Raw genomic sequence first — 26,172 nt, forward strand, 5'->3', positions numbered from 1 at the left:
GGGCAGCTCCGCGTGACGTAGGAAAAGGCTGATCTGCGGCACATAGAAACTTCCGCTTATTGCTGCTTCCTTCCGGACCTGACAAGGTTCACGGCATCCTATTGCGCAGGACCCAGACCATGCCATACGGAGCTGCCCGAGGGCAAATTGCTCAATTATTATACATTTTTTCGGCGGCAACGTCAACTAATTCCGTCTCCGCACCGGTCTAATGCACCGCCTTGTACAGCTCATCCGCCCCCGGCGGATCAATGGTGAACGTCCGTCCGCCGGAAGTGCCGGTAACCGCCGTCCCCGGCGCCAGAACTTCACCGACATCCGTGATCAGGATGCCCGCCGCTGTAACCCGGCGGGTAATCTCCGCTGCCTTGTCCGCCGGCGCCGCCATCAGCATGCAGCCGCTGGAAATCAGCCGCATGCAGTCGATCCCGAAGGCATCGCAGATCTTCCGGGTCACCGGCAGCACCGGAATCCGGTCCACATCCAGCCGGGCGCCCAGCCGGGAAATGTGACACATCTCCCACACCGCCCCGAAGATTCCCCCTTCGGTCACGTCATGCATCCCGGCGGTGCCGATTTCGCCGGCGATCACGCCTTCCTTCACCACACTGACCTGATCCAGCAGGGCCCGGGCTTCTTCCCGTTCGGCTTCGGTCAGAACGCCCCCCAGCTGCCGTCCGAGATCCGCCGCAATAATCCCGGTGCCTTCCAGGCCGGCGTATTTCGTCATCAGAATCCGGTCCCCGGGCCGCATATCCCGGGCGGAGGCCGAAGTGCCGGATACCGCCCGGCCGAAGGCTGTGGAGACAATCACCGGCTGCCGGACGCTCCGGGTCACCTCTGTGTGACCGCCGACGATTTCCACCCCCGCCCGTTCGGCGGCCTCTCCCGCCTGGGTCATGATCTGTTCCACATCCTCCGTCGTCGTTCCCTCCGGAAGCATGACCGCCAGCGTGATGGCCAGCGGCTGAATCCCGTTACTGGCAATGTCATTACAGGAAATATGAATGGACAGCCGGCCGATATCCTTCACATCCGCCGTAATCGGGTCTGTGGAAATCACACAGTCATAATCTCCGAAGTTCACCACAGCGCAGTCCTCGCCGATACCGGCCCGGGTCCTGACCTCCGGCCGGCGGTAGCGGATGCGGTCGATGACAATTCTCTGCAGAACATCGCTGTCCAGTTTTCCGATACCCAGCACACCCATTTTCTACTCCTTCTCCGGTTCCCCGGACGCTTCTCCTGCGCCGGACCCTTCCGGTGCCGTTTCCTCCACGGCACCGGCCGCCAGCCATCTCCGGATCTCCTCTTCATCAATAATCGGAATGCCCAGTTCCCGGGCCTTCCGGTTCTTTCCGGAAGTGGAGGCCAGATCATTGTTGATCAGATACGATGTCTTCCGGCTGACCGAACCGGCCACCTTGCCGCCGGCACCCTCAATCTCCGCCTTCAGCGCCTCCCGGTTCTCATAATGATTCAGAGAACCGGTGATCACGAAAGTCATGCCGCTGAGGAATTCCTCCCGCTCTTCTTCCGTCTCGTCCAGATCCAGCACCGAAAGCAGATCCGCCAGTTTTTCCTGCACCGAAGGATCACGGAAATACTTCACATAGGCCTCCGCCATCACGTCGCCGACACCGTCGATGCGGGTCAGTTCCTCCTTCGTGGCATGCTGGATGTCGTTCCACTTCATGTGGAAAGCCCGGGCGATGACTCTTGCATTGGCTGCGCCGATGCCCGGAACCCCCAGCCCCAGAAGCAGACGGTCCGGTGTGGTATGGGATGCCCTCTCCAGCGACTTCTGCAGATTCTGGAAGGATTTCTCCCCGAATCCCTCCATCTCCGTAATCGCATCCCGGTACCGGTCAATCCGGAACAGATCGGCAAAATCCCGGATCAGCCCCCTGCCGATGAGTTTCTCGATGGTGGCCTCGCTGAGCCCCTCGATATTCAGCGCATTGCGGGAGACGAAGAGCCCGAAGCTCTTGATCTGCTTCGCCGGGCAGTCCGGGTTCGGGCAGTACAGGGTCCGGACGCCGTTATCCTCATGGATCTTCGTTCCGCTTTCGCACACCGGACACCGGTCCGGCGGAATGCAGGTGCCGCTTTCGGTGAGATTTTCCGCAATCTGAGGAATGATCATGTTGGACTTGTACACCGTGATCCGGTCGCCGATGCCCAGCTTCAGCTCTTCCATAATGCTGACATTGTGTACGGAAGCCCGGGAAACCGTCGTGCCTTCCAGCTCCACCGGATCGAATACGGCCACCGGATTGATCAGACCGGTGCGGGAAGCGCTCCACTCCACCTCCCGCAGCGTGGTTTCTTCCTTCTGGTCCGCCCACTTGAAGGCCATGGAGTCCCGGGGATACTTCGCCGTCGTCCCCAGAGAACGGCCGTACGCCATATCATCGTAGGTCAGCACCAGCCCGTCCGACGGAAAATCGTTATCCACAATCGCTTCGGAGAACCACTGGATCGTCTCCAGAATGGTGTCTTTGTCCACATAGCGGTAAGGCACCACGTCGAACCCCTGCTCCTTCAGCCAGTCCAGCTGATTATGCCGGCGCTCTCCGAAATCCACCCCTTCCGCCTCCACCAGCGTGAAGGCGATGAAGTTCACATGCCGCTCCTTCGTGATCCGGGGATCCAGCTGGCGGACGGAGCCGCTGCAGAGGTTCCGGGGATTCTTGTACTTCGCATCCGCATCCCCCAGGCTGTCGTTGATCCGGCGGAAATCGCTGTACTTGATCACCGCTTCCCCCCGCAGCACCAGATGCCCCCGGAATCCGACGGACACCGGCACATTGTCGAAGACCTTCGCATTATTTGTCACGACTTCGCCCACGTCCCCGTTTCCCCGGGTGACCGCCTTCGTCAGCTTTCCGCCGTCGTAGGTCAGCACGATTGTGAGGCCGTCCAGCTTCCAGCTCAGCAGACCTTTCTGCTCTCCCAGCCAGGACCGGAGCGCCTCCCGGTCCTTCGTCTTGTCCAGGGACAGCATGCGGCTCGGATGCCGCTCCTTCGGCAGGTCGGACATGATTTCATATCCCACGTTCTGCGTCGGGCTGTTGGACAAAACGATGCCGGTGCGGCGTTCCAATTCCAGAAGTTCGTCGTACATCGCATCATATTCGATGTTCGGCATGATTTCTTCCGCATCCATGTAATAGGCTTTCGAGGCCTGATTCAGTTTCTCCACCAGTTCTCTGATCCGCTGTTTCTCGTCCATATTCCCTTCTCCCGTATTCTGTGTCCGCCTGCCGGCGTCCTGATCCTACAGTTTCTTCAGCGGGGCAATGCCCTTCGCCAGCTTCTTGATCCCCGCCGTATCGAACGCCACTGTGACAATGCTGTCGGTAACGCTGATCACGAGTCCCTCACCGAACTTTCCGTGTTTCACCCGGTCACCCTGGTTCAGGTCCGTATCGCCGCCGGCAGCGGCCTTCCTGGTCTGCTGCTTCGCATATTTCAGCGCATCGAACGGCTTATACGCCGGTTCTTTTGCGAAACCGTCCCGGCTTCCGGAGGAAACCCCCAGACTGGAACGCTGTCCTCTGCGCTGGTAGACGGCCGATCCGGTCAGTAATTTTTTGTCCACTTCCCGGAGGAACTGGGACTCCCGGGTGTAATCCGTTCTGCCGTAACGGGTGCGCACCTCCGCAGAGGTCAGGAAGAGCAGCTCCTTCGCCCGGGTCATGCCCACATAACAGAGCCGGCGTTCCTCCTCCATCTGGTCATCGTCGTCGAAGGCCCGGCTCCCCGGAAACAGGCCGTCCTCCAGCCCCGGAATGAAAACCACCGGGAATTCCAGGCCCTTGGCGCTGTGCATGGTCATCATGGTCACCTGGGTCTGGGAATCATCCATGTTGTCCACCTCCGCCGCCAGGGTCAGCTGGGCCATGAACTCCTCCACAGTCGGGTCTTCGGCGGACTTCTCATACTCGGCGATGACGGTTTTGAATTCCATCAGGTTCTCGATGCGGCTTTCGGCCTCCACGGACTTTTCGTCCTCCAGAGACTTCAGATAACCGGTTCTCACCAGCAGGGCGTCATAAATGTCGGAGACACTCATATCACTGCGCTGCTCCCGGCATTCTTTCATGACAGTAACCATTTCCTTCACCTTGTCATAGGAACGGCCCGGCAGGGTATCCAGCATCTCCCCGTCCGGATCGATGAGCGCCTCGAAGATACTCTGACCTCGGACCCGGGCGAAGGCGGCCAGCTTGTCCAGGGATTTCGGTCCCACCCCCCGTTTCGGCTCATTGATCACCCGGGTCAGGGACAGATCGTCCGCCGGGTTCACAATCAGGCGCATGTACGCCATGATGTCCTTGATTTCTTTCCGGTCGTAGTAGCGCATGCCGGAGAGAACCTGGTACGGAATGCCATGGCGGCTCAGTGCCTCTTCAAACAGCCGGGACTGGGCATTGGTCCGGTACAGAATGGCGAAATCGTTCAGACTCCGGCCGCTGCGGTTCATGTACCCGATCTGACGAGCTACATAGTCCGCCTCTTCCCGGTCGTTGTCCGCCCGGTAGTAGTTGATTTTCTCTCCGTCCTCCCGGGTGGTCCACAATTCCTTCTGCTTCCGGGAGGTATTGTGCCGGATCACGGAGTGGGCCGCCGCCAGAATGTTTCCCACGGAGCGGTAATTCTGCTCCAGCTTGATGACCTTCGCATCCGGGAAATCTTTCTCAAAATCCAGGATATTGCTGATGTCCGCCCCCCGCCACTGGTAGATGCACTGGTCGTCGTCTCCCACCACACAGAGATTGTGGTGTTTCGCCGCCAGCAGGCTGATCAGCCGGTACTGGATGTGGTTCGTGTCCTGATACTCGTCCACCATGATGAAGCGGAACCGGTTCTGGTATTTCTCCAGTACATCCGTCTCGCTCTCCAGAAGACGCAGGCAGTTCAGCAGCAGGTCGTCGAAGTCCATGGCGTTGTTCTCCCGGAGCCGGCTCTCGTATTCCTTGTAGACTGCATAGACGGCCTTCTCCCGGGGGCCTTCCAGTGCCGACCGGCGGTATTCCTCCGGCCCCATTTCCTTCTCCTTGCACCGGCTGATGACGGACAGAATGTACTGGGGCTTGAACTCCCGGTCGCTGATGCCCTGCTCCTTCTCGATGTTCTTCACCAGCGTCTTCTGGTCCGAGGTGTCGTAGATGACAAAGTTAGAATCGTAGCCGATCCGATCCGCATAGATATGGAGCATCCGGAGGCACATGGCGTGGAATGTGAGGATCCACATGTCCTGTGTGTCCCCGATCAGGCTCTCCACCCGTTCCCGCATTTCCGCCGCAGCCTTGTTGGTGAATGTCACCGCCAAAATGTTCCATGCCGGGATCCCCTCTTCGATCATGTGGGCAATCCGGTGGGTCATGGTGCTGGTCTTGCCGGATCCGGCTCCCGCCAGAATCAGCAGCGGACCGTCCAGCTGACGCACCGCTTCCTGCTGCTTGTCATTCAGATTATCGAAACTCATTCCAATCCTTTCTCATCTCTCCATGTTCGTAACGATTCGGGGATGTGCCCCGTTCCCGGGCTATTTCCCCGGGCTCTCGGTGAGGGGAGTGTCCAGCAGATCCCGGACGGCCCGGTCCAGGTCTTCCCGGCACCGGATCTCCTCATGCACCGGAAGATTCTTCTCCCCATCCTGCCATACCAGGATGTGGGGCCGCCCCTCCTGCAGCCAGGTGAAGGAAGCAGACAAAAACTGCGCAACCCGGCGGCTCTTTTCTTCAGCGGACAGGCTCCGGTCCATGGTTCCCAGGGTGAGAACAGCGGAAGGACATCCCCTTCCTTCCGGGCCTGCTTCTCTCGTTCTTCCCCCCTCCGGATCCCTGCTTCCCGGATCATAATTTCCCGGGTCCGCCGTAAACCCATCGTCCATTTGCAATGCACGTTCAGACAGCAGTTCCAAGTGCGGAAGCAGATACAGGAAAGTCTCATAGGAGGTTCCGGAGTCCCGCTTCACCCGGTCCAGAAGATCGGTGAAGGAAACCGGATCCGCAGTGATCCGGATCCGTCCGCAGTGGGTATCAGAAATCGTGACCGGGCGGCAGCGGCCGGTTCCCGGCGGGAGGAGGAAGAAGGAAGGATTCACTTCCATGGTCTCCCCTGTGAGCTCGTTTTGGATGGTGATGTGTGAAGAAAGATTGGCCAGATACCAGGGCCGGGCACCCCGGACGGCAAGGGTCAGATCCACACTCCTGCCCTGCTCCGTTTCCCCGGGCACGTCCATGGTCACAGTAACCCCCTGCTCTCCCATGTACAGTGTGGAAAGCATGGAAAGGGCATAGAGCAGGAACATGATCACCAGAATCACTGCAGCAATGATGTTCGCCGAGATGGCTGTAAGCACCAGAAGGGCGATCATGATGACCGCATAGATATTTCTTCTTTTCTTTTCTCTCAATCCATCGAACATTGTTTCATCCCCGTCACACGACGGAGCCCGGCTGACCCGGGCTCCGCTTCCGAATAGTTGCATGAATAACTGCGCATTCAGTTCATCCGCTCCACCGGCCCCAGGCGGCGGAGCTCCTCCATATGCTGCCACACCCCCACGGGATTCGCCACGTAGAAATAGTCGAAGTTCATGGAGGAGGCTCTGGCCGTCAGGCTGTAGATGCAGCCGGGATCCGCCTCCGGGAACCCGGTGTCGAAAATCTGATCCCGCACGTTTCTCCGGTCTTCCTTAGTTCTGCCGCTCTGCACACAGAAACTGCCCTCTCTCCGGTCGAACCATGCCAGATATACGTCAGCACCACCGGCTTCCAGGGCGCCGGCCACAGCCAGGAACTGTTCCGCCAGCCGGGCCTTCCCCCGGGGCACGAAGGAAAGATGGTCTGCCGACACATTGTCCAGCACCACCAGCACTTTCTTTCCGGCCATGCCCTCAACGGACCGGGGCATCTCCCGGAGCACCGGATCCGGAGCCACGGTCATCTCCGCCGAAGCCGCCGCACTCACATCCCGTTCCGACCGGAACAGCAGACCTTTCAGAGTGCATCCGTCGATGCCGACCTGTACTTTCCCGCAGTTTTCTTCAGACAGTTTCAGCCTGTACTTCGTGGTCCCCGGCCCCTTCACCCGGAAGTTCACCGGTATCCGCATATTCTCATCTGTCAGGGTATTCCGGAGGGAAACCTCCGTGCGCAGATTCACCACCGCCGGCCGGCAGGTATAGCGGGCATTGATCGTCAGGGTGACTGTCTGATTTTTCTCTGCATGGGACGCCAGATCCAGGGACAGTTCCAGTCCGTATTTCGGACTCATAACCGCCCGGGCATTTAGCCACAGAAGGGCCAGGGGCACACAGACCAGAAGGCCGATCACCGGTGTGGCGAAGGTGGATACAATATAAAATACAAAAAGAAGAATCGCAAAGTTGCGCTTTCGTTTCTGATCACCCATAAAACTCCTTCTCCTGTATGCCGCAAGCGGCCGGAGGCAGAGCCGGCTGCGCCGCCTCCCCCGGCCGGAAATAACATTCTGTTTCGTTCCGGACCAAGCCGCACGGATTTCACAACGGCAGACTCCTTCCGGGAAGTGGTCCGGTCTGTGGTGCTATTATACCAACTCTCGCGGTATATCTCAAATCCGGGGACCCTTCCGGCCGAAAAAAAAGCCGCCGCAGATGCAGCGCATCTGCAGCGGCAGTTCATTCCTGATGTACGACTATACGAGCTCCAGGAAGACAACCTCAGCGTTGTCTCCTCTGCGAGGACCCAGCTTCAGGATACGCGTGTAACCGCCGTTGCGGTCAGCGTACTTCGGCGCGATCTCATCGAAGAGCTTCGTCACTACGTCTTCATCGAAAACATAGCTCAGAACCTGTCTTCTTGCGTGGAGATCGCCGCGCTTCGCCAGAGTGATCATCTTCTCAGCCTGTCTTCCGGCTTCTTTCGCTCTGTCGTCAGTGGTGGAGATTCTTCCCTCTCTGAGGAGATCTGTTACCAGATTTCTCAGCATGGACTTTCTATGGGAAGTTTCTCTGCCTAACTTCTTATATCCCGGCATGTCTATTCTCCTTCCTTAGATTGGTACGGTGTCCGGAGAGCGCCCGCGCTGTCCGGATCCGCATGCTGTATCGCTACTCGTCGCTCGGCTTCAGGCTGAGGCCGAGTTCTGCGAGCTTGTTCTTAACTTCTTCCAGAGACTTCTTTCCGAGGTTTCTGAACTTCATCATGTCCTCTTCTGTCTTCTCCGTGAGTTCCTCCACGGTGTTGATGGACGCACGCTTCAGACAGTTATAAGATCTGACGGAGAGTTCCAGTTCCTCAATCGTCATCTCCAGAGCCTTTTCCTTCTGATCTTCTTCCTTCTCGACCATGATTTCCATGTTATCTGTGTTGTCATCCAGTTCGATGAACAGATTCAGGTGTTCCTGCATGATCTTGGCTCCGATGGAAACGCCTTCCTCCGGCGTAACGGAACCGTCCGTCCAGATCTCAAGGACCAGTCTGTCGTAGTCAGTCACCTGACCGACTCTGGTATTCTCAACCGTGTAGTTGACTCTGCTGACCGGAGTGTAGATAGAATCCACAGGGATCACAGAGATCGGCGTGCTATCTGTCTTGTTCTGTTCAGCAGGGACATAACCGCGGCCTCTTGCCAGATTGATTTCCATCACAAGGGCAGCGTTCTCTTCCAGTGTGGCAATGTGGAGATCCGGATTAAAGATCTCGATATCGCTGTCTCCCACAATATCTGCAGCTGTGACCTCCTTCGGTCCCACTGCATTGATGATCGCTCTCTTGGTATCCACGTTGTGCAGCTTTACTGCCAGCTTCTTCAGGTTCAGGATGATCTCCGTCACGTCTTCCTTGACGCCAGGGATCGTGGAGAACTCATGCAGGATACCATCAATCTTCACGGAAGTTACCGCTGCACCCGGAAGGGAGCTGAGAAGAATTCTTCTCATCGCATTTCCGAGAGTGGTGCCGTAACCTCTTTCCAGCGGCTCAACAGTGAACTTTCCATATTTGCCGTCATCGCTGATTTCCTTGCTGATCGTCGGCTTTTCGATCTCTATCACTATAAACCCTCCCTTAAATCCAGGTGTAATGTCATAAACTTACGCAGCACTTGCATTACTTGGAGTACAGCTCGACGATGAGGTGCTCTGCGATCGGTGTATCGATCTCAGCTCTCGTAGGCAGGCTGACGATCTTTCCTTCCAGCTTGTCCACATCCACAGTCATCCATGCCGGAACTGTGATCTGCATTTCCTTGATTTCCTTGAACTTCGGAGAGCTCTGGCTCTTCTGCTTGACAGCAACAACGTCGCCGGACTTGATCTGGATTGCCGGGGAGTTCACCTTCTTGCCATTCAGTGTGAAATGGCCGTGAACAACCAGCTGTCTCGCTTCCTTACGGGAAGCGGCGAATCCCAGTCTGTAAACAACGTTGTCCAGTCTGCGCTCCAGTGCGATGAGCAGGTTTTCACCTGTGATGCCCTTCGCTCTGGCAGCTTCTTCGTACATATTTCTGAACTGTGTTTCCTGAATTCCGTAGAATCTCTTCGCCTTCTGCTTTTCTCTCAGCTGCAGACCGTACTCAGAGTTCTTCTTTCTCATCTGACCGTGCTGGCCCGGAGCGTAGTTCTTTCTCTCCAGAGCGCACTTCGCACTGTAGCATCTGTCACCCTTCAGGAAAAGTTTCTGACCTTCTCTTCTGCAGAGTCTGCAGTTAGCGCATGTGTATCTTGCCATATTAACTCCTCCTTTCGATTAGACTCTTCTTCTCTTCGGCGGCCGGCATCCGTTGTGCGGAATCGGCGTGATGTCCTTGATCATAGTGATCTCCAGACCCGCAGCCTGCAGCGCTCTGATCGCCGCTTCTCTTCCGGAACCCGGTCCCTTGACATAAACTTCAACTGTCTTCAGTCCGTGTACCAGAGCAGCCTTCGTTGCTGTCTCTGCTGCCATCTGCGCAGCAAACGGCGTGGACTTCTTGGATCCTCTGAAACCGAGGGAACCTGCACTGGACCAGGAAATGGCGTTGCCGTCCATATCGGTCAGTGTGACGAGTGTATTATTAAAGGTGGACTGAATATGTGCCTGACCCTTAGTAATGTTCTTACGCTGAATTTTCTTCTTTCTTACAGCTTTCTTCTGGTTCTTTGCCATACTATTGTCCTCCTTTCTACTTCTTCTTTCTTCCTACCGTCTTCTTCGGGCCCTTACGTGTTCTCGCATTGGTCTTCGTCTTCTGACCTCTGACCGGCAGACCACGTCTGTGGCGGATACCCCTGTAGCTTCCGATCTCCATGAGACGCTTGATGTTCATGGAAACCTCTCTTCTCAGGTCACCTTCAACCATGTAGTCGTTGTCGATGATCTTACGAATCTTACCAGCTTCATCCTCTGTCAGGTCCTTCACTCTCGTATCCGGATTGATACCTGCCTGCTCGAGGATCGCTCTGGCGGATGTTCTGCCGATACCGTAGATGTAGGTCAGACCGATTTCTACGCGCTTGTCATTCGGCAGGTCGACACCAGCAATACGTGCCATATGTTCCTCCTTTCCCATCTTCCGTCACCACTCCGGGGGTGATATAGACGGGGGTTACGTGATTTTCTATTAGTCAGCAGCCCCGGCGCTGCGACCAGACAAAAATATATTGGATCTGCGCCCGGCTGACCGGCAGTCTGAACGCCGGAACGCCAAAAAAGAGCGCAAATATCCCATGTGAAGCTGCTTGGCGCAACTACGCTATGATAGCATAAAAAAAAGAGGAACGCCAGTGTTTTTTAAAGATTTTTTTCAAACACATGGACGTTCCTTTATTTCGTTTCGTTTAACCCTGTCTCTGCTTGTGCTTCGGGTTCTCGCAGATTACCATGACTTTGCCATGTCTCTTGATGACCTTGCATTTTTCGCAGATCGGCTTAACGGAAGCTCTTACTTTCATTCTTATCCTCCTTTACAAAGGTTGAACTATTTCCCGGTCGTTCCGGTACTAACCTCTGTCTCTCCAGACGATTCTTCCCTTTGTGAGGTCATAAGGGGAAAGTTCGACTTTCACCTTATCACCAGGAAGGATCCTGATGTAATTCATTCTGATTTTGCCTGAAATATGAGCGAGTACTTCGAATCCGTTTTCCAGCTGCACTTTGAATACTGCGTTTGGCTGTGCATCTACAACGGTTCCCATCGCTTCTATGACATCTTTCTTAGCCATTTCGCACCTCTGATATAGAATTGGTTCTCACAGTTCACCGTCCATGATGACAACGGCCCGATCCTGCATTCCGATATTGCTTACAAAGCGGTATCATCCAGTGCTTTCGAAACACTGGCAAAGGATTCTTCCAGCGGCTTCGATCCGTCGATGTTCGCGATGATGCCTGCCTTCTCGTAGTAGTCGATCAGCGGTTTTGTCTGATCGTTGTAAACAGCGATTCTGTTCGCGGCAGTTTCTTCGTTATCGTCCGGTCTCTGAATCAGTTCACCGCCGCATACATCGCAGATGCCTTCCTGCTTCGGCGGCATATTGACTACATGGAAGCTCGCCCCGCACTTTTTGCAGACTCTGCGTCCGGTCAGACGCTTCATCAGGACATCTTCGCCAACCTCCAGGTTGATCACAACGCTCAGTTTCTCTCCCCGGGCAGTCAGGAACTTGTCCAGCTCCTCCGCCTGATGTACGGTTCTCGGGAAACCGTCCAGAATGAAACCCGCCTTGCAGTCATCTCTGGTCAGCCGGTCCGTTGCGATCTCGATGACCAGGTCATCCGGTACGAGTTCGCCCCGGTTAATGTATTCGGAAGCTTTCTTCCCCAGTTCGGTCCCCTGCTTGATATTCTCGCGGAAGATATCGCCGGTTGAAATATGAGGGATCTGATACTTCTCAACAATTTTCGCAGCCTGGGTTCCCTTTCCGGCTCCCGGAGGCCCGAGCAAAATTGTTCTGATCATGATTTCATCTCCTGTTATTTAAGAAATCCTTTGTAATTTCTCATTACCATCTGGTTTTCCATCTGCTTCACAGTGTCCATGGCCACACCTACTGCGATGAGCAGTGATGTACCGCCGAATGTGATCTGGAAACCGGAGTACTGAGAAAGAACTGTCGGGATCGTTGCGACGATTGCCAGGAAGATCGCACCGACAACCGAGATACGGTTCATGGTATTCGTCAGATAATCCACAGTGGCCTTGCCCGGTCTGATGCCCGGAATGAAGCCGCCCTGCTGCTTCATGTTCTTCGCAATTTCATCCGGCTTGAATGTGATGGCCGTGTAGAAATAGTTGAAGAACAGAATCAGTACGATATTCAGTACCGAGTAGATCCAGACACCTGGATTGCCGCTCGGCGAAAGGTACTTATTGCAGAAATCGTAGAAAGCCGAATCCGGGAAGAAGTACATCAGTGTCAGCGGGAACTGGAGGATGGACAGTGCGAAAATGATCGGGATCACTCCGCCTGCATTGACCTTCAGTGGAATATGCGTCGACTGACCGCCGTACGTCTTTCTTCCGACGACTCTCTTCGCGTACTGAACAGGAATTCTTCTCGTCGCCTGCTGAACCGCAATGATCGCCACGATAATCACGATAGCGAATGCGATGAACAGGAGCAGGGAAACGAAGGAAGTGGTTCCTGCCTGATAGGAAGTACGGATATTGTTGATCTCACTCGGGATTCTGGCGATGATGCCGCCGAAAATCAGAAGGGAGATACCATTTCCGATTCCATATTCATTGATCTGCTCACCCAGCCACATCAGGAATGTGGTACCTGCAACCAGGATCAGGGTGATCACAATGAAGTTAAAAGCGTTCTGGTTGGCCACGGCTCTGCGGAAGAGACCCAGTGTCAGACCCAGTGCCTGAATGACCGCCAGCACGACAGTCATATAACGAGTGATGGATGTAAGTTTCTTTCGGCCTTCCAGTCCCTCCTCGGTGAGCCTCTCGAAGTACGGGAATGCGACTCCGAGAAGTTCAACGATGATGGATGCCGTGATATACGGCGTTACACTCAGTGCGAAGACTGTAAACTGGCTGAAGGAACCTCCGGAGAACAGGTTGAACAACTCGAAGAGTCCCATGTTGTCTCCGGTAAAAAGCTGCGCCAGAGTCGCTCTGTTGATTCCCGGTACAGGAATGTTGGAACCGATTCTGTATACCACCAGCATCAGCAGCGTGAAGATCATCTTGCTTCTCAGCTCCTTGATCTTCCACGCGCGTGAAATGGTGTTCAGCCACTCCATTTACATCACCTCAGCCTTTCCTCCTGCTGCCTCGATTTTCTCTGCTGCGGACTTGCTGAATTTAGCTGCCTTGACGGTCAGAGCCTTTTCCAGCTCGCCGTTGCCCAGGACCTTAACGCCGTCCAGTGTCTTCTTGATCACACCTGCCTCAACCAGCAGTTCCGGTGTGACTTCCGTATTCGCATCGAACCGGTTCAGGTCCGCTACGTTTACGATTGCGTATTCCGTTGCGAAGATGTTCTTGAATCCTCTCTTCGGAAGACGTCTGTACAGAGGCATCTGGCCTCCTTCGAATCCAAGTCTGACGCCGCCGCCGCTTCTGGATTTCTGACCGTTCATACCTCTGCCGCCGGTCTTACCCTGACCGGTTGCAGTACCGCGGCCCTTTCTCTTGCGGGACCGGTTGGAACCTGCCGGTGCGTTCAGTTCATGAAGTTTCATTATGTGCACCCCCTGTTCTAAAGTTCTTCTACAGTGAGAAGATGCGAAACCTTATTGATTGCTCCGCGTGTTGCCGGAGAATCTTCCAGTTCTACAGAATGGTGCATCTTCTTCAGTCCAAGTGCTTCGACTACTTTTCTCTGCTTAGGGGAAGCACCGATCGGGCTCTTTGTTAAAGTAATTTTAAGCTTAGCCATTGTCTTCCTCCTGTTAACCCAAGATTTCTTCCGGAGTCTTGCCTCTCAGTCTCGCAACTTCCTCGACTGTCTTCAGACCCTTCAGACCTTCCAGTGTAGCATATGCGATGTTGCCCGCATTGCTGGATCCCACGGACTTCGCTCTTACATCTGCGATACCCGCGGACTCCAGTACGGTACGAGCGGAAGAACCGGCGATCACTCCGGTACCTTTCGCAGCCGGCATCAGGATAACACGTCCTGCACCGAACACACCGACATTTCTATGTGGGATCGTTGTTCCTACTGTTGGAACGTAGATCAGTTTCTTCTTTGCATCTTCCGTTGCTTTTCTGACGGCTTCTGGGATTTCAGCTGCTTTTCCGAGACCGACACCTACGTGACCCGCATGGTCGCCGACGACGATAGTAACACTGAATCTCATGTTCTTGCCGCCCTTGACTGTTTTCGCGACACGTCTGATGTTGACGATCGTTTCAGTCAGATCGAGCTTGGAAGCATCAATTGTATTACGCATTCTCTTTCCTCCCGTTAGAATTTCAATCCGCCTTCACGAGCACCTTCTGCGAGTTCCTTGACTCTTCCGTGATAAATGAAACCTCCTCTGTCGAAAGCGACGGTTTCAATACCCTTGGCGAGAGCCTTCTTCGCAATGGCCTCTCCGACTTTCTTCGCAGCTTCCTTGTTTCCGCCGTACGCAACTTCAGCCTTGATGTCGGCATCCAGCGTGGATGCGGCAGTCAGTGTCACGTGATTAACATCATCGATGATCTGGCAGGAGATGTTCGCATTGGATCTGAAGACAGAAAGTCTTGGCTTTTCAGGAGTTCCGAACAAGTTCTTTCTTACTCTTGCGTGTCTCTTAAGACGCTGTTCTTTTCTTGTTGCTTTAGCCATCCTAATTCACTCCTTCCTATTATGCCTTAGCTCCGGTCTTACCTTCTTTTCTGCGGATATGCTCACCATCATAACGGATACCCTTGCCCTTGTACGGCTCCGGCTTTCTCCACTTTCTGATGACTGCGGCGTAGTTGCCCACTTCCGCCTTGTCGATACCCTTCACTAAGACCGTGTTTGCGTCAGGAGTTTCTGTAGTGATGCCTTCCGGATCCTCCATCTCAACCGGATGGGAGAATCCCAGCTGCATAACCAGCTTGGATCCCTTCTTCTCCACACGATAGCCGACGCCTTCAACGATGAGCTTCTTCTCGTAGCCCTTCGTAACGCCTTCCACCATGTTTGCGATCAGAGATCTGTACAGACCGTGGTCTGCTCTGTCCTGTCTGTTATCTGTCGCTCTCGTTACGATCAGTTCGCTGCCTTCCTGGCTGACGGAGATGCCGGATGCAATGTCCTGCTTCAGCTCGCCCAGAGGACCCTTGACAGTAACGATGCTGTCTTCACACTTTACTTCTACGCCGGCAGGGATGACAACCGGCTTCTTGCCTATTCTTGACATGGTTGTTTACCTCCTGTATTACCAAACGTAGCAGATTACTTCGCCGCCGACGTTCTGCTTCCGGGCTTCCTTGTCGCTGATAATTCCCTTGGATGTGGAAATGATCGCGATGCCGAGACCGCCGATGACCTTAGGAACTTCGCCAGCCTTGACATAAACTCTCATGCCCGGCTTGGAGATTTTCTTGATTCCAGTAATAACCTTTTCTCTATTTGCACCATACTTCATCTGAACTCTGATGACATCCTGGTGCTCGCCTTCTACGACGTCGTAGCCTGCGATATATCCTTCATCCAGCAGAATCTGGGCGATCGCCTTCTTCACTCTGGTTGCAGGGATATCTACAGTCGCATGACTCATTGTGTTGGCATTTCTGATTCTTGTCAGCATATCCGCAATCGGATCTGTCATTGTCATTACGATTAACTCCCTTCTGTAATACTATTTAAGAAGTACCGGAGTCAGGTCGGTTCCGACCTGTCCGATCTTACCAGCTTGCCTTTTTAACGCCAGGAATCTCACCCTTGTAAGCGAGCTCTCTGAAACATACACGGCAGATGCCGTACTTCTTCAGTACAGAATGCGGGCGTCCGCAGATCCTGCATCTCGTGTATGCACGTGTAGCGTACTTAGGTTTTCTCTGCTGTTTAATCTTCATAGATTTCTTAGCCATTGTAAACCTCCTACTACTTCTCGAACGGCATACCGAGCAACTTCAGAAGCTCCATGGCTTCTTCATCCGTTTTCGCCGTTGTAGTGAATACGATATTCATGCCCTTGATCGAATCAACCTTATCATACTCGATTTCCGGGAAGATCAGCTGTTCCTTCAGACCCATGGAATAGTTTCCTCTTCCGTCGAAGGAGTTCTTGCTGACACCTCTGAAGTCTCTCACTCTCGGAAGAGAGATGTTGAAAAGCTTGTCAACGAAGACATACATGTTTTCGCCGCGCAGAGTAACCTTGGCGCCTACCGGCTGGCCTTCTCTGACCTTGAAGTTCGCGATGGACTTCTTCGCCTTCGTAACGACAGGCTTCTGTCCGGTGATCAGTCCGATTTCCTCAACTGCGGATTCCAGGACCTTGACGTTTTCCTTCGCTTCGCCCAGTCCCATGTTCAGAGTAACCTTCGTCAGTTTTGGAACTTCCATCGGGTTCTTGTACTGGAACTTTTCCTGAAGCTGCTGGAATACTTCGTTCTTATAAGTATCTCTTAATCTAGCTGTCAAAACCTTCTCCTCCTTTCTTAGTCAATTACGTTGCCGTTCTTCTTGTTGACTCTGACCTTCTTGCCATCCACAACCTTGTAGCCGATCTTCACCGGTTCCTTGGCCTTCTCGTCATAGAACATAACGTTGGATGCATCGATCGGTCCCTCAACATGCTTGATCGCGGCCGGTTCGGAAGCTGTCTGCTTCTGGTGCTTCGTCTGAACGTTCACACCTTCCACAACAACCTTGTTCTCTTTCGGGATTGCCTTCAGGACCTTGCCTGTGGTTCCCTTATCTTTACCGGTAATAACGATTACCATATCATCTTTTTTAATACGCATTCGTTATACCTCCTACAGTACTTCCGGTGCCAGGGAAACGATCTTCATGAAACCTGCGTCTCTGAGTTCTCTCGCCACAGGTCCGAAAATACGTGTACCGACCGGAGTCTTATCGTCCTTGCTCTTGATGATTACCGCTGCATTCTGATCGAATTTTACGTAGCTTCCGTCAGCACGTCTCGTGCCCTTCTTAGATCTCACTACGACAGCTCTGACTACGTCGCCCTTCTTCACGGCGCCGCCCGGTGTTGCGTCCTTAACTGCGCAAACGATGATATCGCCAATGTTCGCATACTGACGGGAAGTACCGCCCAGGATACGAATGCAAAGGAGTTCCTTCGCGCCTGAGTTATCGGCAACCCTCAATCTTGTTTCTGTCTGAATCATGATTCGGTGCCTCCTTACTTAGCCTTCTCAACGATCTCAACGAGTCTCCATCTCTTATCCTTGGACAGAGGTCTCGTCTCCATAATTCTGATCTTGTCGCCGACTCTGCATTCGTTGTTCTCGTCGTGAACCTTGATCTTCTTCGTTCTCTTTACCGCCTTACCGTAAAGAGAATGTCTGACGAAGTCCTCGATGGCAACAACTACCGTCTTGTCCATTTTGTCACTGATGACGGTGCCGACTTTTACTTTTCTGCTGTTTCTTTCGTCTGCCATTTTACATCCTCCTTCCGATTAAGCGTTCTCCAGCTCTTTCTCTCTGATGATTGTCTTCACTCTTGCGATGTTTCTCTTAACTTCTCTCATCTGAACAGGATTCTCGAGCTGGCCTGTTACATGCTGGAATCTGAGGTTGAACAGCTGCTGCTTCATCTTGTCGAGCTCAGCGTTAAGTTCTACATCTGTCATTTCTCTAAACTTATTCAAATCCATTACGCTTCACCGCCTTTAGTCTTCTCCTGACCTTTCTTGACGAATTCGCACTTGATCGGAAGCTTGTGAGAAGCAAGTCTGATGGCTTCTCTTGCAACAGCTTCGGAAACACCGCCGATTTCGAACATAACTCTGCCAGGCTTAACAACAGCTACCCAGTACTCCGGGGAACCTTTTCCGGAACCCATTCGTACTTCTGCAGGCTTCTTCGTGACTGACTTATGCGGGAAAATCTTGATGTAGACCTTTCCGCCTCTCTTTGTATATCTTGTCATTGCGATACGAGCAGCCTCGATCTGGTTGGAAGTGATCCATCCGCACTCGTCCGCTACGAGACCGTATTCTCCGTAAGTAACAGTGTTACCCTTGGTAGCCTTACCGGTCATTCTGCCTCTATGAACTCTTCTATGCTTAACGCGCTTTGGCATCAACATGGCTTAGTTCCTCCTTTCACTGATCGATTATTCGTTTGTCTCAGAAGTCTCAGCCGGTGCTTCTGCCGGTGCTTCCGCAGCCGGAGCAGCCTTCGGAGTCATTCTCTTTCTCGGGTTAACAGCCTTCGCAGTTCTTCTGTCGTTGTTGTTGAAACGATCATTTCTGCGGCGGCCTCTCCGCTCTCCGTCTCTTCTGTTTCTTCTGTTTCTTCTGCCGTTGGCATCGCGCTTCTCTTCGCGGATCACCGGCTGCAGTCCCTTATCCAGAACTTCGCCGTTGTTGATCCAGACCTTAACGCCGATACGGCCGTATGTCGTATCCGCTTCCGCGAATCCGTAATCGATGTCAGCTCTCAGTGTGTGCAGAGGAACATTTCCTTCACTGTACTGCTCGCTTCTGGCGATTTCAGCACCGCCCAGTCTGCCGGAGCACTTGATCTTGATTCCCTTGGCACCAGCCTTGGTTGTTCTGCCGATTGCCTGCTTCATCGCTCTGCGGAAGGAAATTCTGTGTTCCAGGGACTCCGCAACGCTCTCTGCTGTCAGCTGAGCGTCCAGCTCACTTCTTCTGACTTCTTCGATGGAAATCGCAACTTCCTTACCGGTCAGTTTCTCCAGGTTCTTCTTCAGCTCATCGATTCCTGCACCGGATCTTCCGATCACCATGCCCGGTCTGGCTGTAGCAACCACAATGCGCAGCTTGTTCTCTGCCGGTCTTTCCACAACAACCTTCGCCACACCGGCGCTGTAGAGGCTCTTCTTGATGTAGTTTCTAACAGTATGGTCCTCCGCCAGGTAATCAGCGAAGTTTCCCTTGCCGGCGTACCACTTGGAATTCCAGTCCTTGATAACGCCTACTCTTAATCCATGCGGATTTACTTTCTGACCCATCTAATGAACCTCCTGACTAATCTCTTTCCTTCAGAGTCACAGCAACGTGGCTGGATCTCTTCAGGATCATGGATGCTCTGCCCTGAGCGCCTGCTCTGAATCTCTTCATTGTAGGACCCTGATTGGCAGAGATTTCTGCAACGTACAAATTATCCGGGTTCATGTCGAAATTGTTCTCAGCGTTTGCTGCTGCTGACTGAACGACTTTTTCTACGATTTCTGAACCTTTTCCAGGTGTGAACTTCAGAATGTTCAGTGCCTCATTCAAGTCTTTTCCTCTCACCAGGTCGGCAATCGGCTTCAGCTTAATAGGAGACATTCTGACATATTTCGCAACTGCTTTTGCTTCCATTTCAAATCTCCCTTTCTGTTACTTAACTTTAGAGGCCTTGTCTGCTGCATGTCCTCTGAATGTTCTCGTAGGAGCGAACTCTCCGAGCTTATGTCCAACCATGTCCTCTGTGATGTAGACAGGAACATGCTTTCTGCCGTCATGAACAGCGATCGTGTGACCGACGAACTGCGGGAAAATTGTGGACGAACGCGACCAGGTCTTGATCACTTTCTTTTCGTTAGCATCATTCAGCGCTTCAACGCTCTTCAGGAGCTTGGCATCTACGAAAGGGCCCTTTTTAATTGATCTGCTCATTTATCTGTTGCTCCTTCCTTACTTATCGTTTCTTCTCTTTACGATATATTTATCGGAAGCCTTGTTTTTCTTCCGTGTCTTGTAACCCAGTGCCGGCTTACCCCAAGGAGTAACAGGGCTCTTACGGCCGACTGGCGCACGACCTTCACCACCACCATGCGGATGGTCGTTCGGGTTCATGACGGAACCTCTGACGGTCGGTCTCCAGCCCATATGTCTCTTGCGGCCTGCCTTACCGATGGAGATGTTGGAATGCTCACCATTACCAACCTCACCGATGGTCGCTCTGCATACCGCCAGAACATTTCTCTGCTCACCGGAAGGGAGTCTCAGAAGAGCGTACTTGCCTTCCTTCGCCATCAGCTGCGCACCGTTGCCGGCAGATCTGACCAGCTGTGCACCCTTGCCCGGTTTCAGCTCGATGTTATGAACGATTGTACCAACCGGGATATTCGCCAGCGGCAGTGTGTTGCCGACCTGAATATCGCAGTCTGTGCCGGAGTAGATCACAGCGCCGACCTTCAGGCCTTCCGGAGCCAGGATGTAGCTCTTCTTGCCGTCTGCGTAGCAGATCAGTGCGATGTTCGCTGTTCTGTTCGGGTCATACTCGATGGCCTTGACTGTAGCAGGAACGTTATCCTTCGTTCTCTTGAAATCGATGATTCTGTACTTCGGTCTGATGCCGCCGCCTCTGTGTCTGACGGTGATCTTACCTCTGGCATTTCTGCCGGCGTGCTTCTTCAGAGTTACTGTCAGAGATTTTTCCGGCTTAGTCTTAGTGATTTCGTCGAAAGTCGAAACACTCATTCCTCTGAGGCCCGGAGTGGTCGGATTATATTTTTTGATTCCCATTATTCAAGCCTCCTATATTTACAGACTCTCGAAGAACTCGATCGTCTTGCTGTTTTCCGTCAGTGTGACGATTGCCTTCTTGTAAGCAGCCGTTCTGCCGGCAGTTCTTCCCAGTCTCTTAGCTTTACCGTTTACGTTGACGATGTTGACCTTGGCAACCTCAACTTCGAATGCCTGCTCAACAGCGTTCTTCACCTGTGTTCTGGTCGCATCCTTCGCAACCTTGAACGTGTACTTCTTCGCCTGGGCCAGATCCATGGTGTTTTCCGTGATGATCGGCTTCAGGACAATATCGTATGCAGATGCCATTATAAGTACACCTCCTCGATCTTCTTCACAGCTTCCTTCGTAACGATGAAGCTTGTGTGGTTAACGATTTCATAAACATTCATCGTTCCGACGATTGCTGTTCTGACGCCCGGGATGTTCGCCGCAGTTCTGACGACATTCTCATCCTTCTCTGCAGTGACGATCAGCGCCTTCTTCGCTGCATTCAGATTCTTCAGCGCCGCAGCCATTTCCTTCGTCTTCGGTTCAGCGAAATCGAAGGAATCAACCACGATGATCTCGTTGTCCTGAACCTTAGCGGAAAGTGCGGACTTCAGAGCGAGTCTCTTCACTTTCTTAGGAACCTTGTAGCTGTAATCTCTCGGCTTCGGTGCGAAGACGACTCCGCCGCCGATCTGTGACGGGTCTGTGCTGCTGCCCTGTCTGTGACGGCCTGTACCCTTCTGTCTGAACGGCTTGCGTCCGCCCCCTCTGACTTCGCCTCTGGTCTTGGCAGACTGAGTACCCTGTCTCTGATTCGCCAGGTAGTTGACAACCACCTCGTGAACAGCGTTCTGGTTCGGCTCGATGCCGAAGATAGCATCGTTCAGTTCTATTGTTCCGGTTTCATTACCGGCAATGTTCAGTACCTTAACTGTTGCCATTTGCGTTTCCTCCTTTCCTCAGTCTACTGGCCCTTGACCGCATATCTGATCTTCAGCAGGCTGCCTCTTCCTCCCGGAACAGCACCCTTGACCAGCATGAGGTTTCTGTCAGCATCAATCTTCACGAGCTGTACGTTCTGAACCGTGACAGTGTCACGACCCATACGTCCCGGACCCTCGTTTCCAGGGAATACTCTGGAAGGATAGGTCGCAGCCGCCAGACCGCCGGCCAGTCTCTTGTGCTTGGAGCCGTGGCCCATCGGTCCTCTGTGGTGTCCGTGTCTCTTGATGTTGCCCTGGGTTCCCTTACCTTTGGAAACGCCTGTGATATCAAGTTTCTTTCCTTCTTCGAAATCTGCCACTGTGATGACCTGACCGAGTTCGTATGTCTCACCCTCGTCATTTCTGAACTCTGCGAGATACTTCTTCGGCGCAGTCTCGCTCTTCGCGAAATGGCCTGTCATCGGCTTATTCACACGATGCGGCTTCTGATCTTCGAAGCCGACCTGGACGCCGTTGTATCCGTCTGTCTCAACCGTCTTGATCTGCGTAACAGTCTCAGGACCCGCTTCGATGACAGTTACCGGAATCACTTCGCCAGATTCAGCAAAAATCTGGGTCATGCCGATTTTCTTTCCAAGAATTGCCTTCATATAGTTTTTCCTCCAATCCTTATGCGCCGGAGGCTTCCGGCACTTAAGTGTGCTCACAGCGGATCGCAAGCCACGATCATGTAGAGCCTTCTTACAGCGGATCACATTCCTTCGCCCCAGTTCTGCCGGTTCGGGAAGCGATCATTCTAAGGGAGAATCCCTTACAGCTTGATTTCGATGTCAACACCTGCCGGCAGATCGAGCTTCGTCAGCGCATCGGTTGTCTGCAGTGTGGCATTCGTTATGTCAATAAGTCTCTTGTGGGTTCTCTGTTCGAACTGCTCTCTGCTGTCCTTATACTTGTGAACCGCACGAAGGATCGTTACGACCTCTTTCTCTGTCGGCAGCGGAATCGGGCCGGAAACATCCGCACCTGTCTTCTTCGCCGTTTCTACGATCTTGGCTGCGCTCTGATCAAGCAGTGCGTGATCATAAGCCTTCAGTCTGATTCTGATCTTCTGTAATTCGCTCATTTCTTCCTCCTGTTTTCGTACTGTTTTCGCTATTCTCGTACAAGGGGTCACAACCCGGTCCCCTGCCGCATGCTTATTCAGCCTGCCTCGCACACGGCTCCGTGCGTTTCCATCATTTCGGACACACAGAAAAAAACCGGCGAACTCCTCCGCCCCCGTCCGGCGGGGACCATTCTCCGTGGAAATTACCTGATAGCTCAGCAACTTCCCACTTCTTCGCCTTATGCAAGCCTACTCAGTATACAAGATTCATTTTCCGAATGCAAGCGTTTTCTACTCTTTTTTTCAACTAATTTTTCGCTGTTTCACTTAATGAAAGCATTGAATTTACTGACATACAGGATGCGACCCATTCACACGCTGCCTGGCGTACACATTTCTGCGGCACTCCGGGGGTCATCCCTGACAAAACAAACCCGGTACCCGTTCCAATGACCGGCTTCCCCGGCTTTTCATCCTTCCGTATACACGCCCCAAGGGAGAGGCGGAACTGTCAGAACGTTTGCACAGATACCCTTTGTCATTCCCTCAGGAGTAGTGTACAATGTCGGTATCGGTTAAAATACGACAACGAAATGGAGGTTTCATTATGCTGAAGATCTACAGATGTGACAAGTGCGGCAACGTTGTAGCAGAACTGCATCACGGCGGCGGTGTTCTCGCATGCTGCGGCCAGCCGATGACGCTGCTGGAAGCGAACACAACCGATGCCGCCCAGGAGAAGCATGTCCCTGCCGTTACTGTTGACGGCGCCGTCGTCACCGTGAAGGTCGGCAGTGTTGAACACCCGATGACACCGGAACACTTCATCACAACGATTGCGCTGGAGACAGACGGATCCGTTCTGCTGAAGGAACTCACACCGGACGATAAGCCGGAAGCCGTCTTCACAGTGCCGGCAGGCGAGAAGGCAGTGGCCGCTTATGAGTACTGCACGCTCCACGGCCTCTGGAAGGCAGAGCTGTAGTTGAACTAAAACACCGAAGCCGGGATAACCGGGTCCTCAGGATCCGGCTATCCCGGTTTTCATACAGATGCACGGGTGCGCCCGGCTGCCGATGCGCCGCACGGCCAGAAACATTCGATCACCGAAAACTAATCCAGGAATACACTGCCGCCGATGAATTCCCGCATAATCGAATTATTCACAATGCAGCTGTCATCTCCCGCCATCCGGAAACTGTCCATCACGGCAAGGAGCTGCCGGGCCATGGCGTACTCCGGCTCCTCCGGTCCTACGGCCTCCAGCAGAGGCACCGCATATTTCTTCAACACTGCGATCTCATAAATATGATAGGAATTATACACCACATCCGCCGCACCGCTGTACGGGAAAATATTCCGGTCCTCCCCGGCTCTCACCTTCGGCCATTCCCGGATCGTGGTCGCCGCATCGTGGCCCCGGAACTGATAATCCCGGACCAGACGGCGAAGCAGACGCTCGTCCGTGGTCGGAACCCGATTATGACAGTCCAGATTCAGCTGGGTCAGCGGGCTGATGTAAATGCGGAACTGCTCTTCCTTCGCAATCCCGCCGGTCAGTTCCTCATTCAGGCCGTGTATTCCCTCGATGATGATCGGCTGGTTCTCCCGGATCGCAGTGATCCGATGCCCGAATTCCTTCCGCCCGGTCAGGAAATTGAAACGAGGAAGGTCGACTGCTTTCCCCGCCATGAGGTCATTCATATTCCGGCAGAACAGCTCCGTGTCGATGGCAGCCAGCCCTTCGTAATCCGGTTCTCCGTTCTCGTCCAGAGGCGTCTCCCCCCGTTCGACGAAATAATCATCCGTTCCCAGATACAGTGCATCCAGACCGTTTACCCGGAGCTGAATCTGCAGACGCTTGGCGAAGGTGGTCTTTCCGGAGGAAGACGGGCCCGCAATCAGGATGATACGTTTCTTCTCAGCCTTGATCCGGTCTGCGATTTCCGCCACTTTCTTCTCATGCAGCGCCTCGGAAATCTGCACCAGCTCCCGGAAACTGTCCCCCACCACCTTCTCATTCAAATCCGCCACATAGGAAACTTTCATCAGACGCTCCCACCGGGTCTGCTCGCCGAAGGCCTGATAAAGCTTCTCCTGGTCCCGGTACGGCGGCAGACAGTCCGGATTTTCCATGTTCGGAAAACGAAGCAGTACACCCCGGCGATAGGACCGCAGCTCGAACATCTTAACCCAGCCGCAGGAGGGCAGGGTACCGTAGCAGGTCAGCATATGGTGGCCGTTCAGTTCCGAAAGACAGACCTTCCGGTCGGGATTCATCTGCTCCATCAGCCTGAAACCGGGATGGTTGCATTCCCGTTCCAGAATCGCTCCGGCTTCCTGCGGGCTCACATAAATCCTGCGGATCGGCAGATCCTCTTCCGCCATCCGCCGCATTCTGGCTTCCACCGCCTTAGCCGTCTCCTTCGGTACCGGCGTCAGCCCCCGGATTTCACAATAAAATCCCTGATTCAAAGAATTCGCAATCTCCACCCGGGCGCCCTCCAGTTCTTCGGCGCAGGCCGTCAGAAACATCAGAGACAGCGCATCCTGATAGGAATACAGCGCCGCCGCAGACCGCAGGTCCATCAGTTCCACCTGCATGCCCTCCTGCAGAACCGTATCCATGGGCACAAACCGGTGATTCGCCACCGCCCCAAAAACCGGGTACGGCATCCGGTCCCGTTCTATTTCCCTGAGATCCATGATCCGGGTTCCTACGCCGACTTCCACCGCTTCGAATGACCCGTCCCGTGTTCTCTTCAGCATGATTTTCATAATTGCCTCCCGCCCGATCGTGACTCCGAATTTTCCAAACATTATAGCATACCGGGCCGGGATTGACAAAACGGACGGGCAAGCCACCGGTTCATCCCGGGACCGTTCTCGGCAGCGGTGGCGTTCGTTCGGCGGGGAGCGGCCGGCCGGCGGATTGCATTCGGTCCGGCGTGTATACTATATGGAAAATGTGCGGAATCGCCCAATACCCCCTGATCCGCACCCTAATACCGGCGGGCGGGGTGCGAAAACAAAAGAAAATCCCGGTTAATCTATTCCTGCTGCTCTCGAAGGTGCGATTTCGGGCGAAATGTGGGTTTCCGCACCCAGTCTGGCAGACAGATTGTATATAATTCAGATGTCTTAGACAAAAAATGACTTAGCTTACGACCGGACACTCTGGATGTAAGGATCCTACAGTAGACGAACGGGCGAAAAATCAGTCAAGTCCTGATTTGTGTGTAAATTGCCTTTAGGCATCTTTGGATGCAGGGGATGCCCTGCATCCACTACCTGACCGCCGGCGCACCGGAGCGGGTCTGTCAAGGATGCAGAATGCACCTCGAAGAGGTTTCCTTGACAGAACTGCGACGATGTGCCAGCCAAAAGTCATGCCGCCAGAAGCGCGATCTGTTCTTCTGCTATTCTGACGAGCTTCTCCTTCGTGCCCGCCTCCTGCATCTTCCGGTAGTACTTCTGGCTGAAGATCGATTTTCGGGACTGCCTGATGCTGTTCTGCTCGATCAGTACCGCACCCATCAGGCGG

At 53.6% G+C, this 26,172-nt stretch carries 37 protein-coding genes and 1 other RNA gene; 1 reads left to right on the forward strand and 37 read right to left on the reverse strand.

The annotated features are described in order from the left end of the window. Positions 1 to 18 precede the first annotated feature (18 nt). The 36 genes from ffs to rpsJ form a co-directional block, all read right to left on the reverse strand. Positions 19 to 118: signal recognition particle sRNA small type (gene ffs, locus BLQ24_RS10565), an RNA gene on the reverse strand. Between the two features lie 90 nt (positions 119 to 208). After that, positions 209 to 1,210, reverse strand: a complete 1,002-nt coding sequence (locus BLQ24_RS06910; RefSeq protein ID WP_242869611.1) for an AIR synthase family protein — start codon at positions 1,208 to 1,210, stop codon at positions 209 to 211. Positions 1,211 to 1,213: 3 nt separating this feature from the next. Continuing rightward, positions 1,214 to 3,235 carry an NAD-dependent DNA ligase LigA gene (ligA, locus tag BLQ24_RS06915; protein WP_090164040.1) on the reverse strand — a complete coding sequence of 674 codons (2,022 nt, stop codon included), beginning with the start codon at positions 3,233 to 3,235 and terminating at the stop codon, positions 1,214 to 1,216. Between the two features lie 45 nt (positions 3,236 to 3,280). Further along, positions 3,281 to 5,494, reverse strand: coding sequence for an ATP-dependent helicase (locus tag BLQ24_RS06920; protein ID WP_090164043.1), 2,214 nt, complete (start codon positions 5,492 to 5,494; stop codon positions 3,281 to 3,283). Positions 5,495 to 5,554: 60 nt separating this feature from the next. After that, a complete protein-coding gene (locus tag BLQ24_RS06925; RefSeq protein ID WP_090164045.1) occupies positions 5,555 to 6,439 on the reverse strand; it encodes a hypothetical protein in 885 nt (294 codons plus the stop codon). Between the two features lie 77 nt (positions 6,440 to 6,516). Further along, positions 6,517 to 7,428 (reverse strand): hypothetical protein, encoded by a 912-nt coding sequence (locus BLQ24_RS06930; RefSeq protein WP_090164046.1) that lies wholly within the window; start codon positions 7,426 to 7,428, stop codon positions 6,517 to 6,519. Positions 7,429 to 7,692: 264 nt separating this feature from the next. Then, entirely contained in the window at positions 7,693 to 8,034 is a 342-nt protein-coding gene (gene rplQ, locus BLQ24_RS06935) for a 50S ribosomal protein L17 (protein ID WP_090164048.1), read from the reverse strand. A 73-nt stretch (positions 8,035 to 8,107) separates the two neighbouring features. Then, on the reverse strand, positions 8,108 to 9,052 hold the full coding sequence (locus BLQ24_RS06940; protein ID WP_090164050.1) for a DNA-directed RNA polymerase subunit alpha: 945 nt from the start codon (positions 9,050 to 9,052) through the stop codon (positions 8,108 to 8,110). Between the two features lie 55 nt (positions 9,053 to 9,107). Further along, a complete protein-coding gene (gene rpsD / locus BLQ24_RS06945; protein WP_090164052.1) occupies positions 9,108 to 9,728 on the reverse strand; it encodes a 30S ribosomal protein S4 in 621 nt (206 codons plus the stop codon). A gap of 18 nt (positions 9,729 to 9,746) precedes the next feature. Continuing rightward, positions 9,747 to 10,145 carry a 30S ribosomal protein S11 gene (gene rpsK, locus BLQ24_RS06950; protein WP_090164054.1) on the reverse strand — a complete coding sequence of 133 codons (399 nt, stop codon included), beginning with the start codon at positions 10,143 to 10,145 and terminating at the stop codon, positions 9,747 to 9,749. Between the two features lie 16 nt (positions 10,146 to 10,161). Beyond that, positions 10,162 to 10,530: a 30S ribosomal protein S13 gene (rpsM, locus tag BLQ24_RS06955; RefSeq protein WP_090164110.1), complete on the reverse strand. Its 369-nt coding sequence runs from the start codon at positions 10,528 to 10,530 to the stop codon at positions 10,162 to 10,164. A 286-nt stretch (positions 10,531 to 10,816) separates the two neighbouring features. Beyond that, positions 10,817 to 10,930, reverse strand: coding sequence for a 50S ribosomal protein L36 (rpmJ, locus tag BLQ24_RS06960; RefSeq protein ID WP_009644389.1), 114 nt, complete (start codon positions 10,928 to 10,930; stop codon positions 10,817 to 10,819). A 48-nt stretch (positions 10,931 to 10,978) separates the two neighbouring features. Then, positions 10,979 to 11,200 carry a translation initiation factor IF-1 gene (infA, locus tag BLQ24_RS06965; RefSeq protein WP_090164056.1) on the reverse strand — a complete coding sequence of 74 codons (222 nt, stop codon included), beginning with the start codon at positions 11,198 to 11,200 and terminating at the stop codon, positions 10,979 to 10,981. Positions 11,201 to 11,280: 80 nt separating this feature from the next. Continuing rightward, positions 11,281 to 11,934, reverse strand: a complete 654-nt coding sequence (locus BLQ24_RS06970) for an adenylate kinase (protein WP_163427083.1) — start codon at positions 11,932 to 11,934, stop codon at positions 11,281 to 11,283. Positions 11,935 to 11,951: 17 nt separating this feature from the next. Next, positions 11,952 to 13,235 carry a preprotein translocase subunit SecY gene (secY, locus tag BLQ24_RS06975; RefSeq protein WP_090164060.1) on the reverse strand — a complete coding sequence of 428 codons (1,284 nt, stop codon included), beginning with the start codon at positions 13,233 to 13,235 and terminating at the stop codon, positions 11,952 to 11,954. Continuing rightward, positions 13,236 to 13,676, reverse strand: coding sequence for a 50S ribosomal protein L15 (rplO, locus tag BLQ24_RS06980; RefSeq protein ID WP_090164062.1), 441 nt, complete (start codon positions 13,674 to 13,676; stop codon positions 13,236 to 13,238). A 17-nt stretch (positions 13,677 to 13,693) separates the two neighbouring features. Then, positions 13,694 to 13,873 carry a 50S ribosomal protein L30 gene (gene rpmD / locus BLQ24_RS06985; RefSeq protein WP_090164064.1) on the reverse strand — a complete coding sequence of 60 codons (180 nt, stop codon included), beginning with the start codon at positions 13,871 to 13,873 and terminating at the stop codon, positions 13,694 to 13,696. A 13-nt stretch (positions 13,874 to 13,886) separates the two neighbouring features. Further along, positions 13,887 to 14,390: a 30S ribosomal protein S5 gene (gene rpsE / locus BLQ24_RS06990; RefSeq protein WP_090164066.1), complete on the reverse strand. Its 504-nt coding sequence runs from the start codon at positions 14,388 to 14,390 to the stop codon at positions 13,887 to 13,889. A 14-nt stretch (positions 14,391 to 14,404) separates the two neighbouring features. Then, entirely contained in the window at positions 14,405 to 14,770 is a 366-nt protein-coding gene (rplR, locus tag BLQ24_RS06995) for a 50S ribosomal protein L18 (RefSeq protein ID WP_090164068.1), read from the reverse strand. A 19-nt stretch (positions 14,771 to 14,789) separates the two neighbouring features. Further along, positions 14,790 to 15,332 (reverse strand): 50S ribosomal protein L6, encoded by a 543-nt coding sequence (gene rplF / locus BLQ24_RS07000; RefSeq protein ID WP_090164070.1) that lies wholly within the window; start codon positions 15,330 to 15,332, stop codon positions 14,790 to 14,792. An 18-nt stretch (positions 15,333 to 15,350) separates the two neighbouring features. Beyond that, a complete protein-coding gene (gene rpsH / locus BLQ24_RS07005; protein ID WP_090164072.1) occupies positions 15,351 to 15,749 on the reverse strand; it encodes a 30S ribosomal protein S8 in 399 nt (132 codons plus the stop codon). A 70-nt stretch (positions 15,750 to 15,819) separates the two neighbouring features. Continuing rightward, positions 15,820 to 16,005 (reverse strand): type Z 30S ribosomal protein S14, encoded by a 186-nt coding sequence (locus BLQ24_RS07010; protein ID WP_090164074.1) that lies wholly within the window; start codon positions 16,003 to 16,005, stop codon positions 15,820 to 15,822. Between the two features lie 13 nt (positions 16,006 to 16,018). Next, complete coding sequence (rplE, locus tag BLQ24_RS07015; protein WP_090164076.1) at positions 16,019 to 16,561, reverse strand: 50S ribosomal protein L5; 543 nt, start codon at positions 16,559 to 16,561, stop codon at positions 16,019 to 16,021. 17 nt (positions 16,562 to 16,578) lie between these two features. Continuing rightward, positions 16,579 to 16,884, reverse strand: coding sequence for a 50S ribosomal protein L24 (rplX, locus tag BLQ24_RS07020; protein WP_090164078.1), 306 nt, complete (start codon positions 16,882 to 16,884; stop codon positions 16,579 to 16,581). A 12-nt stretch (positions 16,885 to 16,896) separates the two neighbouring features. Then, on the reverse strand, positions 16,897 to 17,271 hold the full coding sequence (gene rplN, locus BLQ24_RS07025) for a 50S ribosomal protein L14 (RefSeq protein ID WP_090164080.1): 375 nt from the start codon (positions 17,269 to 17,271) through the stop codon (positions 16,897 to 16,899). A gap of 14 nt (positions 17,272 to 17,285) precedes the next feature. Then, positions 17,286 to 17,546 carry a 30S ribosomal protein S17 gene (gene rpsQ, locus BLQ24_RS07030; RefSeq protein ID WP_090164082.1) on the reverse strand — a complete coding sequence of 87 codons (261 nt, stop codon included), beginning with the start codon at positions 17,544 to 17,546 and terminating at the stop codon, positions 17,286 to 17,288. A gap of 18 nt (positions 17,547 to 17,564) precedes the next feature. Continuing rightward, positions 17,565 to 17,762, reverse strand: coding sequence for a 50S ribosomal protein L29 (gene rpmC, locus BLQ24_RS07035; protein WP_090164084.1), 198 nt, complete (start codon positions 17,760 to 17,762; stop codon positions 17,565 to 17,567). After that, positions 17,762 to 18,196, reverse strand: a complete 435-nt coding sequence (gene rplP, locus BLQ24_RS07040) for a 50S ribosomal protein L16 (protein ID WP_090164086.1) — start codon at positions 18,194 to 18,196, stop codon at positions 17,762 to 17,764. Before rplP ends, rpmC begins: the two co-directional genes overlap by 1 nt. Before the next feature lie 27 nt (positions 18,197 to 18,223). Beyond that, the gene (rpsC, locus tag BLQ24_RS07045; RefSeq protein ID WP_090164088.1) at positions 18,224 to 19,087 is read right to left on the reverse strand and encodes a 30S ribosomal protein S3; all 864 of its coding nucleotides are present in this window, start codon (positions 19,085 to 19,087) and stop codon (positions 18,224 to 18,226) included. A 16-nt stretch (positions 19,088 to 19,103) separates the two neighbouring features. Continuing rightward, positions 19,104 to 19,439 (reverse strand): 50S ribosomal protein L22, encoded by a 336-nt coding sequence (rplV, locus tag BLQ24_RS07050; RefSeq protein ID WP_090164090.1) that lies wholly within the window; start codon positions 19,437 to 19,439, stop codon positions 19,104 to 19,106. A gap of 18 nt (positions 19,440 to 19,457) precedes the next feature. Next, positions 19,458 to 19,736, reverse strand: a complete 279-nt coding sequence (gene rpsS, locus BLQ24_RS07055) for a 30S ribosomal protein S19 (RefSeq protein WP_090164093.1) — start codon at positions 19,734 to 19,736, stop codon at positions 19,458 to 19,460. A gap of 18 nt (positions 19,737 to 19,754) precedes the next feature. After that, positions 19,755 to 20,588 carry a 50S ribosomal protein L2 gene (rplB, locus tag BLQ24_RS07060; RefSeq protein ID WP_090164095.1) on the reverse strand — a complete coding sequence of 278 codons (834 nt, stop codon included), beginning with the start codon at positions 20,586 to 20,588 and terminating at the stop codon, positions 19,755 to 19,757. Between the two features lie 18 nt (positions 20,589 to 20,606). Then, complete coding sequence (gene rplW, locus BLQ24_RS07065) at positions 20,607 to 20,897, reverse strand: 50S ribosomal protein L23 (protein ID WP_090164097.1); 291 nt, start codon at positions 20,895 to 20,897, stop codon at positions 20,607 to 20,609. Next, positions 20,897 to 21,520 (reverse strand): 50S ribosomal protein L4, encoded by a 624-nt coding sequence (gene rplD / locus BLQ24_RS07070; RefSeq protein WP_090164099.1) that lies wholly within the window; start codon positions 21,518 to 21,520, stop codon positions 20,897 to 20,899. Before rplD ends, rplW begins: the two co-directional genes overlap by 1 nt. Positions 21,521 to 21,543: 23 nt before the next feature. Beyond that, complete coding sequence (gene rplC, locus BLQ24_RS07075; RefSeq protein WP_090164101.1) at positions 21,544 to 22,173, reverse strand: 50S ribosomal protein L3; 630 nt, start codon at positions 22,171 to 22,173, stop codon at positions 21,544 to 21,546. 161 nt (positions 22,174 to 22,334) lie between these two features. Then, positions 22,335 to 22,646 carry a 30S ribosomal protein S10 gene (gene rpsJ / locus BLQ24_RS07080; RefSeq protein ID WP_034821532.1) on the reverse strand — a complete coding sequence of 104 codons (312 nt, stop codon included), beginning with the start codon at positions 22,644 to 22,646 and terminating at the stop codon, positions 22,335 to 22,337. Between the two features lie 589 nt (positions 22,647 to 23,235). On the opposite strand from rpsJ, the gene BLQ24_RS07085 reads away from it, so the two are divergent. Then, positions 23,236 to 23,613: a desulfoferrodoxin family protein gene (locus tag BLQ24_RS07085; RefSeq protein WP_173327868.1), complete on the forward strand. Its 378-nt coding sequence runs from the start codon at positions 23,236 to 23,238 to the stop codon at positions 23,611 to 23,613. A gap of 128 nt (positions 23,614 to 23,741) precedes the next feature. On the opposite strand, the gene BLQ24_RS07090 is transcribed toward BLQ24_RS07085, so the two are convergent. Beyond that, complete coding sequence (locus BLQ24_RS07090; protein ID WP_143004273.1) at positions 23,742 to 25,397, reverse strand: nucleoside kinase; 1,656 nt, start codon at positions 25,395 to 25,397, stop codon at positions 23,742 to 23,744. Positions 25,398 to 26,172 lie beyond the last annotated feature (775 nt).

It is taken from the genome of Eubacterium pyruvativorans, from assembly GCF_900102225.1.
GTDB classification, from domain to species: Bacteria; Bacillota; Clostridia; order Peptostreptococcales; family Anaerovoracaceae; genus Aminicella; species Aminicella pyruvativorans.